This is a genomic window from Streptomonospora halophila, assembly GCF_039542725.1.
Lineage (GTDB): Bacteria > Actinomycetota > Actinomycetes > Streptosporangiales > Streptosporangiaceae > Streptomonospora > Streptomonospora halophila.
In genome coordinates, this window is sequence record NZ_BAABIK010000002.1 from 72,384 (window position 1) to 84,498 (window position 12,115).

The window sequence follows — 12,115 nt, forward strand, 5'->3', positions numbered from 1 at the left end:
TTGCGCGTCTGCGCAATGTGATGGGTCGGCGGTGGCTCCGATGATGGGCGGAACGCACGCGCTCACGGGCGCGCTGGCCGGTGTCGCCCTGGGCGCGGCCGCCGGCGGCGGCCTGGTGGAGCTGGTGTGGTGCGGCCTGGTGGGTGCGGGCGCGGGCCTGCTGCCGGACCTCGATCACCCCGAGGCGACGGCCACTAGGAGCCAGGGTCCCGCGTCGCGGGCGGTGTCCCGCGGTGTCCGGGCGCTCTCGAGCGCGGCGTGGCGGGTCACGCGGACGCCTCGCGATGACGGGGGTTACCGGGACGGTGCGGGTGCGCACCGGCATCTGACGCACACGGCGCCCGCCTGCGCGGCCATGGGGGTGCTGGCCGGGCTCGGCGCGCTGCACTCGTGGGGTGCGGCGGTGGTGCTGTGGCTGCTCGTGTCGCTGGGCCTGCGCGGGTTGGGCCAGTGCCTCACGGGGCGGGACCGGGCGGCGCTCTCCAGTTGGCTTACCGTCAGCCTGGGCGCGCTGCTGATCACCGGTGTGGTGGCGGGTGTGGCCCCGCCGCACCCGGTCCTCCTCGGCGCCGTCGTCGCGGTGGGGGCGTGGGTGCACGTCCTCGGGGACTGGCTCACCAGCCAGGGGGTGCCGCTCGCGTGGCCGATGCGGGTGCGCGGCAAGCGGTGGTGGATGCACAGGAGCCCGCTGCCGTTCCGGGCGGGCAACGTCTGGCAGGAGCGCGCCGTCCGGTGGGCGTGCGCGGTAGGGGTGCCCGCGCTGACCGCGTGGGCCATCATTGGGTGAGAGGTGAGAGGTATGCCAGGCAGCAGGCGACAGCCGCAAGCGATGACGACGCAGGAGATGGACGACATCGAGGCGTTCATCAACGCGCGCATCAGGGAGGAGCCCGACCGGGAGCAGGCGCTGTCCGCCCTCCTGCAGGAGACGATCCGCCCGTTCCTTCACGGCGACGAGGTGGTGCATCGGAATGCCCGTGTCGCGCTGCGCCTCCTCGCGTGGCAGTGGCGGGGGCACCCGGACTACGACGCTGAGTGGACGCCCCGGTGAGCGGGGATGTGGTGGCCGCGATCGACGCCGCCCTGGCCGACTACAGCATCGGCCCGGACGCCATGCGGTGGGCGCCCGACGAGCCCGCGCCCGCATACGACCCGTGGACCGACATCGGGTACACGCTGATCGAGGACCTGGCCCGCTTCGAGGGCTCTCTCGACGCTGCGGGCCACTCGGTGTACGAGTTCATGCAGCGGGCGATGCGGACCACGCACCGCGACTTCACGCTCGTTCCCCCGCCGCCGCAGAACCCCGAGGCGTTCGGGTTCACCATGGACGACGTCCGCGACCCGTGGGAGTTGTTCTTCGGGTTCGACTTCGCGCTGTGGCCGAAGGGCTTCGGTGTTCCCGCCCCGAGGCCACCCGAGGATCCGCCTGAGATCACCTACGAGCCCGTGTGGCCGCCGCCGTTCGTGGCGTACACGGGGCAGACCGCACTCACGATGGAGGCGCCCCGTGTCTGAGGTGGTCATCGACCCGCAGGTGGGCGACACACTGACCTGCCCTGGCTGCGGTGAGCGTGTCCGGTTGGACTGGGCGGACGGGTGGCGCAACGACAACGGGCTCACCTGCCGCCCCGCGCGGACGACACATTCCGAGCACATCGCGACGCTGACGGCAAGGGAGGCGCCTGGTGAGTGACGACGTGGACGCGATGGTCGCGTGGCTGCGCGCCCAGTGGGACGCCGACGAGAAGGCAGCGCGGGGAGCCGCCGACGGGCCGTGGGCCGACGGGTTCCGCGCGGGCACCGAAGCCGCGAAGGACCGTGCCGCCGCCCTGGTGGCTGACGACATCCCGGACGGCCCGGCGAATGCCCACCTCATCGAGGATCTAGAGGTGCCGGTGCCCGAAGGCGCGGCCCGCCATGACCCGGCCGACACCCTCGCCCGCATCGACGCCGAGCGCAGGATCGTCGCCGACTACGAACAGGCCGCCGCCGAGTACGCGTCCACCGGCAGGGCGTGGGACCACGACTCCGAGACCGGGCGGGCCCGCACGTCCGCGCTGGAGACCGCCGTGCGCGCCCTGGCGTCCGGGTACCGCCACCGCGCCGGCTGGCAGCAAGGGTGGGCGCCGTGAGACTCCTTGACCGCAAGGCCCGCGCGCAGGTGGCAACCGACCTCGCCGCGCAGAGCGAACTCACCGAAGACGAAGCCGCCCTCATGGTGGACGATGTGTGCGACTACGGGGCCGCGTCCGAGTACTGGGATCTGGTCGCCCCGCTGCTGGTGGAGCGGTTCCGGTCGACGTGGGAGGCCGCGAAGCGGGTGCTTCAGGACGCGCTCGACGCGGCGGGCGAGGAGTTCGCCGACGATATCGACCGGAGCGAGAACGCGCGGGAGGTGGTCGCGCGCCACCCGGATCTGGCCGCGCTCGACGCCGACCTGGACCGCTACTACGGAGACGGGTGGGCGCCGTGACCGCGACCCGGTAGACTGTGCGCATGCGCTGATCCGCCCCTCTCTGGGCGGGGTAGGCACATTCTCAAGGCCCCGCGTTGCGCGGGGCCTCTTTCGTGTGCCCGCCCGGTTTGCTCCAAGCCCGTGGCGATGCTTGGAGCGGCTTGGAGGAGAGCCCCGGTAGACTGGTCTTGGCTGCGGGGATCGGTCGGAACCGTGCGAACGGGTCCTTCCACCCATTGAGGTGGTTGAGGCCCCCCGAGCTGTGAGCGTAGGCCCGGCACCAACACACGGTGCTGGGCCTTCTGCGTGTCCGGTCCCGGCCATCCCCCGCGACGCACCGGAGCGCGCTGCCATGCTCCACCCATGAGCGACGAAACCAACCGCGGCGTCAGCCGCATCATCGGCCTCTGGGGTGGCGCGGCCCTCACGATCCTCGGGTCAAGCCTGCTCGCTGTGATCATCATCCCCGCGTTCGGTCCGCTCGCTACCCCGGGGATCGTCGTGGGCATAGCGGTTCCTCCCTGGTGGCTGTGGGCGTGGGGCGGTGCGCGGCCGCGCGCGGCGGAGTGGGCGGTGTGCATCGGCCTGCTGGTGTGCGCCGGGCTGGCGGGGTTCGTCGGCGTGGAAGCGCGCGGCGGGACGGCGGCGGGTCAGGTGGGCGGCGCTTTCGTGTGTGCGCTCTTGTTCGCACCGGCGGTGCTGGTGGGGATGTCTGATCGGCGGGTGTGGCGCCGCGCGGACGTCTGAGAAGTCCAGAGGCCCGGCACCGCATCGGTGCCGGGCCTTCCGCGTGCCCGGGGTCAGCCCCACTCAAGAGTCTCGGTCACCCGCATCGGCGACACCCGCCCCGGATCAGCCGCCAGCCACGCCCGCTCGTAAGCGGCAGCCTCCCCCTGGCAACGGCTACGAGTGTGAAACCGCACCGGGGTCGGACCGCCCGGCAAGACCAGGTTCTCGCCGTCGAACCTCACACTCTTCTGCCGCCTGGTGATGGGCTCACCACACCCCCAGCACGAGTCAGCCGTCATCGACATCATTCGGTGCAGCCGGGCATGCCCGGCCGACACCTCCTGCTCGGTGGTCATGTGGCGGCAGGGCGCCAACTCCTGGCAGAGATTGCAGACGGGGTAGTGCTCGTCGAGTACGTCCCAGCGGCGGGTGACCGTGTGGCCGCCGGGGACGCGCCCGTGCTGGCGTTTCCCGGTTGGGAGTGGGTCTAGGACCATGACGAAGGGGCGTTGGGGCCACTCTTCCGGGGGGACGCCCTTACGCCATGTCGCATAGGCGGCGCTCTCGGCGTCGGTCCAGTTCGCGGGGTTGATCTCGCGGCACTCCACGACCCGCCAGGGTGAGCGGTGCAGGACGATGATGGTGCCTTCGGGGGGTCGGGGGTGCCATTCGATGCGGCTGCCGACGGGGCGCCACCGGGGGACGTGTTCTTCGGGGCGGGGTTCCATGGTGCCTCCTGTGTCGATGATGCCTTCTCGCGCCGTCGCGCGTCAGCGCGACGATGGTCAGATGAGTCGTTCCATGAGTAGGTACTTGAGTAGTTGGGTGGAAGTGACTTCCGGTACCTGCGGATCTCACTTCCACCACACCCGGAACTCACTTCCGGTATCCGCGGATCTGACTTCCGGTACCGGAACTGACTTCCGCCATCACCACTCCTCGCCCCGCGCCAGATGAAAGACCTTCCACCGCTCCTGCCCGAGCTGACTCCACGGCGTTTCTCCCGACGCCCGCCGCTGCCCGTCCCACTCGGTTGCGCACCACGGCTCCTCGCGGCCCTTCCTCTGGCGAGGTTCAGGGCAGAACACCATGGGGATCAGGTCGAACGTCACCCGCCCGTCGGGGTGGACCTTGCAGTTCCCGGTTGGGTTGAACGCCTTCTCGCAGTGGACGCAGGTGAACTTGGCGCCGCTCGGCCCAAGGACGGGCAGGGACTGCCAGCTCTCGGGGATCACCAGTTGGTACTCATCGGAGAGGCGCCGGTGCGCCACGCCGTGCGAGACGCGCTCGGCCAAGCCCATTCCGCGCATGGCGGCCCATGCCTTGCGGACGGTCCGCTCGTTGTACCCGGTTTCGCGGGCGAGGCGTTCGTTGCTGGGGTGGCAGCTGGTGCCGTCGTAGAGGTTCGCGTAGTCCATCGCGGCGCGCGCGACGTGCTTCACGGAGGACTCGACAAGCAGGATGCGAATGAGGGAGTTCCAGCGCCCGACGAACGGCTTCGTCTCGTCGTCGGGGCGGATCATCGCGCGCCTCCCTGGGGGAGGTGCTGCGGAACTCGCGGAATAGGCCCCGGGTTCGAGCCACGGGGTACCATGGGACTAAGCTTCACGCTTAGCCACCTCCTGATGATCTTAGCCGTGATCAGGTGTGTGGTCAGAGCCCGGCTCGGTGTTGGTAGCACCGGTCGGGCTCGCCTGTTTTCGGTTGTCCCCACAGTGTACCGCTGCACGTGCATAACCGGCGCCCCGCACGTCACAGGCAACCATCGCGGACGCGGGTGGCGTCTCTCTGGGCATGGAAGACCGTGAGCAGGACATGAGGCACACAGTCCCAACCGCAGAAGACCGCCCGCCTGGGCTCCTCGCCGACCTCATGGGTCCGCTGATCGCCGCTTTCCGGAGGCGCCGGGAGGTCCCGGAAGCAGCCGACAGGACCATCGAGTGGGATTGGAAGGGCGACGACGGCCCCGACGGGCAGGTCTCAGATCAGCAGCAGCCCTGACACAAAAAACGGCCCCGCCTTAGCCTGGGAGTGCGACCAACCAGGAGGCGGAGCCATGGACCACGATACCCCCCCGTCCGAGCCCCAGAACGTCCCTTTCGGTAAGCGGCTCCAGATCATCCGGGAACGCCGCGGGCTCACCCGCACTGTCCTGGGCGGACTCGTCGGCAAGTCCGGTGAGTGGGTGAAGGCGGTCGAGAAGGGCCGCATCGACACCCCCAAGCTCCCCATCCTCCTCAAGTTGGCTGAGGCGCTGCGGGTGCGGAACCTGAACGAACTGACCGGAGACCAGTCCCTGTCCGTCGACATCTTCACTGGCCCCGGCCACGAACGCCTCCCCGCCGTGCGCGCCGCCGTCAACAAGCTGCCCGCCCTGCTCGGTGACCGCGACGCTCCCCCCGTGGAGCACCTGCGCGCCCGCCTCTCCCAGGCATGGGCGGCCCGCCACAGCAGCCCCTACCACCGCGACGTCCTCGGCCGGCTCCTGCCCGACCTCATCACCGACGCCCAGTTGGCCGCGCACCAGGCCGAGGACCGCACAACCCGCCGCCGCGCCCAAGCCGTCCTCGCCGAAACCTACGCTCTCGCGCAGTTCTTCATCGCCTACCAGCCCGCCCAGGATCTGCTGTGGCGGGTCGCCGAAAGGGGCATGGTGGCCGCCCAGGACTCCGGGGACCTGCACGCGATCGGGGTGGCGTCCTGGCTGATGGCCCAGGCCCATAGGGACGCCGGGGACTGGGACGCCGCCGACCTGGTCACCACGGACACGGTGGCGCTGCTGGAGCCGCGCGCGGCCGACGACGGGGCCGACGCGCTGGCCATGCACGGGTCGCTGGTGTTCGAGTCCGGGTACACGGCCGCGCGCGCGGGGCGGATGGGGGATGCGTGGCGGAACTACGACCAGGCCGCGGCGATCGCCTCCGGACTCCCGGGGGACTACTACCACCCCGTCACGTCGTTCTCCCGGGCGATCATGGGGGCGCACGCCACCACCATCGCCGTGGAGCTGCGCGCCGGCGGCGAGTCCGTGCGCCAGTCCGAGCGCGCCCCCGCGTCGGCGATCCCCTCCCGGCCGCGGCGGGCCCGCCACGAGGTGGAGCAGGCCCGCGCCTACCACCTCGACGCCCAGCACCAGGCGGCCATGGCCACCCTGGAAGGGGCGCATGAGGCGGCGCCGGAGACCATCCGCTACAACGGCTACGCGAGGCGGATCGTGCTGGAGGAGCTGGACGCGCGCGAGCCCGCCCGGCGGCGGCGCGCCTCCGATCTCGCGCACCGCATCGGGATGCTCACCTGAGGGGGTAGGAACCCTACCCTCCCTGCGGGCACGGCGGCTCTAGCGTGCCGGTATGGACACCGCGACCCCCGCCTCCGAGAACACGCCAGTGGAGCTCGACGCGAACGCGCTCGCGCAGCTCCGCGCCGAATTCGGCCAGGAGTGGGACATCTGCCGGGACACCGGCACCGGCCGCATCGTCGCGACCCACCGCACCGAACCCTACGACGCCAAGCGTGAGGCGTGGATCCTGCGGACCACCGTCACCACCGCGACCCCTGAGGCGATGCACACCCGCCTCACCATCCAGGAGGCCGTGCGGTCCGGGGACATGTACGAGCGCATCCCCGACGGGCACGGCAGCGTCGTCCCCCCCGGCGGACTCGTGCAGGACTTCGGCGACGTGTGGCGGATCGAGTGCCGGGTGCTGTCCGGGGCGGAGTACTACACGCTCGCCCGCCACGTCCCCCCGCCCGCCGGATCGGAAGCCTACGGGGTGGAGCAGCACCGGCGCGGCCCCTCCACCGCGGACCGGATCCGCCGGTGGCTGGTCGATCAGGCCGAGGCCATGAAGGCGTTCGAGGACTCCCGCCGCTGAGCTTCCGCGCGCCGGTTCGGGTCCTTATCCCGGGGGAGGCCGGCGCGCGGACCTGGTGTCGCACCGATATGGCGTGTGCGGCAACCGCCCGCCCGGTGTCCGATGCTGTGCCCCCTCGGGGGCTACCGGGCGGGCACCCACAATCCCCCCTGCCCGGTCGAGGCGCGGGCGCGCATGCCGGGCAGGGGCCCCTGACGTGAGGAGGACCCTATGGCTGGCGGGCCCTGCCCGGTCACCGGAGGCAGCCACACCCCGCAGGAGCACCCCGACGACCCGTCGGGGGTGGTGTGCACGGCGTGCGGCGAAACCTTCGGGTGACGGGCCTACCGGCCTGAGCGTCCCCCCGCGGCCCCCTGCCCCGTCCCCTCGGGCAGGGGGCGCTCTCATGGGCACCAGCCGCGCCAGGTCCACACGTGCGGGTCTCCGCCGGGCTCGGGCTCGTACACCGCCCGCGCCCCGGGGTCGGCCGGGCAGCACCGGGGCCCGTCGACCACCATGTGCGTCCCCCACCCCTCGACATCCGGGCCCAGGTCCGACAGCGCGTGCTCCTGCACCTGCCCGTCCAGCGGCCCGCCGTACAGCACCACCCGCACCACCTCAGCCATGGGTCTATGGTGCCCGGCCGCCAGGTCCGCGCGCGCAGGGTGGCCGCGCCCGGACACGGGTACAGGGCGGTCATGGAGCTACCCCCCGACGACGGGCGAGAAGTCACCGACCAGGAATGGGAGGCCGTGCGCGCCGCACTCGGAACCACCGGCGATGAGCCGACCACCCGGGAGGAGCGGGCCGCGCTGCTGGAGAACTACCGAAAATCCTGGTCCTGATCAGGCAAAACCCCGACCGCCCCCACCCCGGCGCGGGCACCACCGCAGTGTGGACTGCATGCTCGCCCGCGCCACCGACACGCTCCCCGAAGGCCCGCACTGGCGGTACGAACCCAAATGGGACGGGTTCAGGGCGATCGCCCAGATCGACGGGCGGGTGGTGCTCTCCTCCCGCAGCGGCGCCCGGCTCGACCGCAAATTCCCCGAGATCACCCAAGCCCTCGCCGCGGTCCCCGGCGGCGCCACCCTCGACGGCGAAATCGTCCGGTGGGGCGGCGGGAAGCTGGACTTCGACGCGCTGCTGCGCCGCAACCGCGCCAGCGCGCGCACCGCCCCCGCGCTCGCCCGCACCGAACCCTGCCACCTCATCGTGTTCGACCTGCTCCGGCACAACGGCCGCGACATCACCCGGCGGCCCCTCGACCAGCGCCGCGCCACCCTCACCGACCTCCTCAACGGCATCGACGACCCCACGCTCATGCTGTCCTGGCAGACCAGCGATGTGGACGAGGCCATGGAGTGGTGGTCCGGGCTCGCCGACGTCGGCGTGGAGGGCCTCGTCGCCAAGGACGGGCGCAGCCGCTACCGGCCCGGCCACCGCGGATGGCTCAAGTACAAGCGCCGCGTGACCACCGACGCCATCGTCGGCGGCATCATCGGGAAAACCCACAGCCCCCGATCGCTGATCCTCGGACGCTACGACACCGGCGGCAGGCTGCGCATCGCCGGACGCACCACCGACCTGAGCAGGCGGCAGCAGGAAGAACTCGCCGAGCACGGGCTGCACAAGGCGTCCGCGGGACATCCGTGGCCGGCGACGCTCGCGCCCAGGTGGGGTAGCCGGGAGCGCATCGCCTACACCCGGGTCGAGCCGACCATCGTCGTGGAAGTGGAGCCCGACACCGCCACCACCGGGCACGCCTGGCGCCACGCCGTGAGGTACCGGCGCCCCAGACCCGACCGGACCCCCGCCGACGTCCCCACCGGCCTGGACACCGAATGAGCTCGCCCATCACCCACCTGCCGCCCCGCGTCACCTACCGCGGCGCCGGCGGCCAGGTGTACCTCCTCGCCTGGGTGCGCACCCCCGGCGGGATGCGCGCACGCGTCACCTGGTGCGAGATCTACGAGACCAGCACCGACTACCGGTGGCAGGTCGCCGACGTGCCCGTCTCACAGGTCACGCGCGTGGACGGGCAGGTGTACGTGCAGGTGCCCGTCATCGAGCGGGCGAGATCACCCACCACTCCCCCGAGCAGCCCCGCTCCTGGCGAAAGAAACGCTGACCCAGGCGCGCGAAAAAGCCCCGCCCCCACACGGGGACGGGGCGCGTTCTCCCTCGGGCCGTGCGACGACGCTAACACCGCCGCGCGCGGCCGCACCATAGGTCAGGCTGCGACGACCAGCGACGGCTTCGGCTTCACCTGACCGCGCATCAGCAGCGACAGCCCGGTCAGCACCATCGCGTCCACCGCACCCACCACCCCTGGCCCCACGTCGAACCCGTAACCGGCAGCCAGCGCCGCGACCGCCGTCACCAGGGTCGTGAACGCCGCCGGGCCGATCGGGCGCGTCTGCACCGCCGTGGCCACACCGAACACCGCGGTGATCGCAGCGACGACCAGCGCCGCCTGCTCCCCCGACAACCCCGGCACACCCAGCGCGGTACCCAGGCCCAGCGCCGCCGAGATGAATCCGAGGATCAGCGCCGGCTCCCGGCCGAAGATCTTGAACTTCTCAGGCATCCTGTCTCCTGACATGCGAAAACCCCGCACACAGGCGGGGTGAACCTTCAATGTGGGACTGGGCTACTTCCACTCGTGGAGGTAGACGTGGGCGGACTTGACCTTGACCGGCTTGTCGCCGTACTGGACGACGCGCACGCGCACCCGGTGACCCTTCAACACCTTCTCCGGCAGGTGGTAGGCGACGTGGCAGTTCCCGCCGGCGTGGATGGAGGGGGTGCCGATGGCGTGGTCGAGGTTGATCTCCCAGCTGCCGGTGCCGGACTTCTCCTCCATCGCCTCTTCGGTGTTGGGCCCGTACTCGCCGTCCTCGAAGAGCCCGGCGTCCCGCTGGAACGCTTCGACGGCGTCCTCGGTCGTGCCGCCGTACTTGCCGTCGGTGCCCCAGCGGCCCAGGTCGTAGCCGTGCTCGTCCAGCCATTCCTGGACGCGGCGCACCTTGGCGCCCGACGCGCCCCGCTTGAGGATCCCGTCGGGCAGGTCCACGCCCCCGCGCTTTTCGTAGTGGGAGGCGCGCATCTGGACCTCGGCGCCCTCGGGCAGGTCGGTGCCGTCGAGGACCGCCATCGCGGCGAGGTTGTAGACCGACTCGCCGAAGACGACGGACCAGTACTTGCCCTTGCCGGCGCCCTGCTTGTTGGACAGTTCGAGGGTGGTCCACTGGCCGGGCTGAAGGACCTGCCCTTCCCCGGCGCTGTACCAGCTGAAATCGGGCACGTCGTCTTCTCCTTCGATGGTGCGAGTTGAGGTGCCGTAGCGCGGCCGCACGTAGGCGTAGGCGCTCGCCATAGACCTGGTCTTCTGGTAGACCCCGTCGCCGTTGGCGTAGTCGCCGCCCCACGACCCGGAGGTGTTGCCGCCGATGGTGGTGACGTAGGCGCCGGACACCCTGACGACGATCTCCACGTGGGTGCCGCCGCCGGGTCCGATCATCATCAGGTCACCGGACTTCGCCCGCGAGTACAGGCGTCCGCGCGCCCGCCCCCACGCCACCTGCTGCAGGCACGACGCGGTCAGCGGGAAGTCCACGTTCGGGCGGCCGCCGGCGGCCAGGAACCCGGCGCAAGTGAAGGTCGCGCACCACGGCTGGTAGTTCGACCACTCCAGGCCCGGCACCGATGGGCTGTACTTCTGCTGGTTGGAGCGAGGGCCTTCGCGGTAGCCGCGCTGGTCGCGCAGCCACTCGAAGAGGGCCGCTTTACCGATCGCCATCGTCGCCCTCCTCTCCCTCGATCGCGTCCCACAGGCCTTCGTCCTCATCGACCGGGTCGTCGGGGTCCTGCAGCTCATCGGCGTCGGGCACGGGCTGGCCGTCCTCGTCGAGGTCGGGTTCGCGGCGCTCCTCAGCGGCCTCTTCCACGGTCTTGGCGGAGAGGTCCTGCTCGCGCTCCCGGGCGGCCTGGTGCAGGCGCGCCTGGTCCTGCTCGTAGTCGGGCGAGAAGACGGGCTCCTCGACAGGCTGGACGTGTTCGCTCATGCGCCCTCCAGCGCTCATGAAAAAGGCCCCTTGCGGGGCCTATGTGGAGAAATCGGACTCGGAGCGCGGTGGTCGCCCCAGCGGCCCCGGCTGGCCCCCGTGCTGCACGCACTGCAGCCACAGCTCCGCCGCCCGGTCGCGCCACCACGCCGCACGCGCCTCCGCGTCCCGGCGGGCATCGTCGGCGTGGCGCCGCCAGTCCTCGGAGTCCTTGATGACGTCGCGCTCACGCGCGCGCGCCCCGTCACGGTGCGCCGCCCACGCCTTGGCGATAGCCAGGAGCGTGCCGCCGATACCGGCGGTGCCCACCAGCGCGAGCAGTTCAGGCAGACCTAGGTGCACGATTGGCCGCCTCTCTAGCCAGGTGGGCGATTTTCCAGACTCCCCTCCACCGATCAGCCAGCAGCAGCGTGCACACGGTCGCTACGGTGCCCAGCACGGACAGCCCGAGGGAGGCGGGAATGTGCCACCACAGCGCTATGGCCACCGCAGCCGTGGATACAGTCACCATCGGCAACCCCAGGAGCTCGCCGGACCACCGGCCGCGCAGCGTGCCGTACAGGCAGGAGAGGCCGCCGGCGACCATCGCCGCGGCGTAGCCGAACGCGACAATCTGCCCTCCGCCGGACAGCAGCGGGTGGCCCGGCCACCACAGCGACCACGCCCCGCCGCAGATCACCATCAGGTAGGTGGCGCCGCGCAGCCACCGGCCACCTTCGGCGGCCACGACCTGCGTCACGTCCCGGTCGCCCCCTCTGTCTTCACGCCGCCCGAGCGCGCCATGTACTCGGCGCTGTCGTCGCGCAGCGGCAGCTCCTCGCGCCCATACCGCTGGCGGCGCGCCGCATCCAGTGCGGCATAGTCCAGCGCCGCCCCGGGCGCGGTGTCGCCGCTGCCCGCCTCGGGCATCCGCGGCGGCGGGGTCGGCCGCGGGCGTGTCCCCGCGCCGGGCTGCGCATCCCCTATCGGGCTGGGCAGGCGCCGGCGGTCACTCGTAGCCATGGCCA

Annotated in this window: 20 protein-coding genes; 12 read left to right on the forward strand and 8 right to left on the reverse strand. The window is 71.6% G+C overall.

The annotated features are described in order from the left end of the window. Positions 1-40: 40 nt before the first annotated feature. The 7 genes from ABEA15_RS02330 to ABEA15_RS02360 all read left to right on the forward strand — a co-directional run bounded on the left by ABEA15_RS02330 (position 41) and on the right by ABEA15_RS02360 (position 3,205). Positions 41-787 carry a metal-dependent hydrolase gene (locus ABEA15_RS02330; protein WP_345555255.1) on the forward strand — a complete coding sequence of 249 codons (747 nt, stop codon included), beginning with the start codon at positions 41-43 and terminating at the stop codon, positions 785-787. Positions 788-844: 57 nt separating this feature from the next. Further along, positions 845-1,051, forward strand: a complete 207-nt coding sequence (locus ABEA15_RS02335; protein ID WP_345555256.1) for a hypothetical protein — start codon at positions 845-847, stop codon at positions 1,049-1,051. Next, positions 1,048-1,518, forward strand: a complete 471-nt coding sequence (locus ABEA15_RS02340; protein WP_345555257.1) for a hypothetical protein — start codon at positions 1,048-1,050, stop codon at positions 1,516-1,518. Before ABEA15_RS02335 ends, ABEA15_RS02340 begins: the two co-directional genes overlap by 4 nt. Further along, positions 1,511-1,696: a hypothetical protein gene (locus tag ABEA15_RS02345; protein WP_345555258.1), complete on the forward strand. Its 186-nt coding sequence runs from the start codon at positions 1,511-1,513 to the stop codon at positions 1,694-1,696. The genes ABEA15_RS02340 and ABEA15_RS02345 overlap by 8 nt, the downstream gene beginning before the upstream one ends. Then, a complete protein-coding gene (locus ABEA15_RS02350; protein WP_345555259.1) occupies positions 1,689-2,135 on the forward strand; it encodes a DUF6221 family protein in 447 nt (148 codons plus the stop codon). Before ABEA15_RS02345 ends, ABEA15_RS02350 begins: the two co-directional genes overlap by 8 nt. After that, positions 2,132-2,476 carry a hypothetical protein gene (locus ABEA15_RS02355; protein WP_345555260.1) on the forward strand — a complete coding sequence of 115 codons (345 nt, stop codon included), beginning with the start codon at positions 2,132-2,134 and terminating at the stop codon, positions 2,474-2,476. The genes ABEA15_RS02350 and ABEA15_RS02355 overlap by 4 nt, the downstream gene beginning before the upstream one ends. Positions 2,477-2,821: 345 nt before the next feature. Then, positions 2,822-3,205: a hypothetical protein gene (locus ABEA15_RS02360; RefSeq protein ID WP_345555261.1), complete on the forward strand. Its 384-nt coding sequence runs from the start codon at positions 2,822-2,824 to the stop codon at positions 3,203-3,205. A gap of 911 nt (positions 3,206-4,116) precedes the next feature. Here the strand turns inward: ABEA15_RS02360 and ABEA15_RS02365 are convergent. Beyond that, positions 4,117-4,710 carry a helix-turn-helix domain-containing protein gene (locus tag ABEA15_RS02365; RefSeq protein ID WP_345555262.1) on the reverse strand — a complete coding sequence of 198 codons (594 nt, stop codon included), beginning with the start codon at positions 4,708-4,710 and terminating at the stop codon, positions 4,117-4,119. Between the two features lie 533 nt (positions 4,711-5,243). On the opposite strand from ABEA15_RS02365, the gene ABEA15_RS02370 reads away from it, so the two are divergent. Together ABEA15_RS02370 and ABEA15_RS02375 are read left to right on the forward strand one after the other, a co-directional pair. Next, positions 5,244-6,485: a helix-turn-helix domain-containing protein gene (locus ABEA15_RS02370; RefSeq protein ID WP_345555263.1), complete on the forward strand. Its 1,242-nt coding sequence runs from the start codon at positions 5,244-5,246 to the stop codon at positions 6,483-6,485. Between the two features lie 52 nt (positions 6,486-6,537). Beyond that, entirely contained in the window at positions 6,538-7,062 is a 525-nt protein-coding gene (locus ABEA15_RS02375) for a hypothetical protein (RefSeq protein ID WP_345555264.1), read from the forward strand. Positions 7,063-7,445: 383 nt separating this feature from the next. Here the strand turns inward: ABEA15_RS02375 and ABEA15_RS02380 are convergent, their stop codons facing one another. Beyond that, a complete protein-coding gene (locus tag ABEA15_RS02380; protein WP_345555266.1) occupies positions 7,446-7,667 on the reverse strand; it encodes a hypothetical protein in 222 nt (73 codons plus the stop codon). 72 nt (positions 7,668-7,739) lie between these two features. Between ABEA15_RS02380 and ABEA15_RS02385 the strand changes: the two genes are divergently transcribed. From ABEA15_RS02385 to ABEA15_RS02395, 3 genes are read left to right on the forward strand one after another with little or no spacing between them, the layout of a single operon-like run. Beyond that, positions 7,740-7,886, forward strand: coding sequence for a hypothetical protein (locus ABEA15_RS02385; RefSeq protein WP_345555267.1), 147 nt, complete (start codon positions 7,740-7,742; stop codon positions 7,884-7,886). Between the two features lie 58 nt (positions 7,887-7,944). Beyond that, positions 7,945-8,889 carry an ATP-dependent DNA ligase gene (locus tag ABEA15_RS02390; RefSeq protein ID WP_345555268.1) on the forward strand — a complete coding sequence of 315 codons (945 nt, stop codon included), beginning with the start codon at positions 7,945-7,947 and terminating at the stop codon, positions 8,887-8,889. Beyond that, a complete protein-coding gene (locus ABEA15_RS02395; RefSeq protein WP_345555269.1) occupies positions 8,886-9,314 on the forward strand; it encodes a hypothetical protein in 429 nt (142 codons plus the stop codon). Before ABEA15_RS02390 ends, ABEA15_RS02395 begins: the two co-directional genes overlap by 4 nt. On the opposite strand, the gene ABEA15_RS02400 is transcribed toward ABEA15_RS02395, so the two are convergent. The 6 genes from ABEA15_RS02400 to ABEA15_RS02425 all read right to left on the reverse strand — a co-directional run bounded on the left by ABEA15_RS02400 (position 9,275) and on the right by ABEA15_RS02425 (position 12,110). Further along, on the reverse strand, positions 9,275-9,631 hold the full coding sequence (locus ABEA15_RS02400) for a hypothetical protein (RefSeq protein ID WP_345555270.1): 357 nt from the start codon (positions 9,629-9,631) through the stop codon (positions 9,275-9,277). The two genes, ABEA15_RS02395 and ABEA15_RS02400, sit on opposite strands and share 40 nt — an antisense overlap. A gap of 63 nt (positions 9,632-9,694) precedes the next feature. Further along, the gene (locus ABEA15_RS02405; protein WP_345555271.1) at positions 9,695-10,843 is read right to left on the reverse strand and encodes a peptidoglycan-binding domain-containing protein; all 1,149 of its coding nucleotides are present in this window, start codon (positions 10,841-10,843) and stop codon (positions 9,695-9,697) included. Then, a complete protein-coding gene (locus ABEA15_RS02410; protein WP_345555272.1) occupies positions 10,830-11,108 on the reverse strand; it encodes a hypothetical protein in 279 nt (92 codons plus the stop codon). The genes ABEA15_RS02405 and ABEA15_RS02410 overlap by 14 nt, the downstream gene beginning before the upstream one ends. A gap of 39 nt (positions 11,109-11,147) precedes the next feature. Then, positions 11,148-11,450: a hypothetical protein gene (locus ABEA15_RS02415; protein WP_345555273.1), complete on the reverse strand. Its 303-nt coding sequence runs from the start codon at positions 11,448-11,450 to the stop codon at positions 11,148-11,150. Further along, positions 11,431-11,847: a hypothetical protein gene (locus ABEA15_RS02420; protein WP_345555274.1), complete on the reverse strand. Its 417-nt coding sequence runs from the start codon at positions 11,845-11,847 to the stop codon at positions 11,431-11,433. The genes ABEA15_RS02415 and ABEA15_RS02420 overlap by 20 nt, the downstream gene beginning before the upstream one ends. Then, on the reverse strand, positions 11,844-12,110 hold the full coding sequence (locus tag ABEA15_RS02425) for a hypothetical protein (RefSeq protein ID WP_345555275.1): 267 nt from the start codon (positions 12,108-12,110) through the stop codon (positions 11,844-11,846). The genes ABEA15_RS02420 and ABEA15_RS02425 overlap by 4 nt, the downstream gene beginning before the upstream one ends. Positions 12,111-12,115 lie beyond the last annotated feature (5 nt).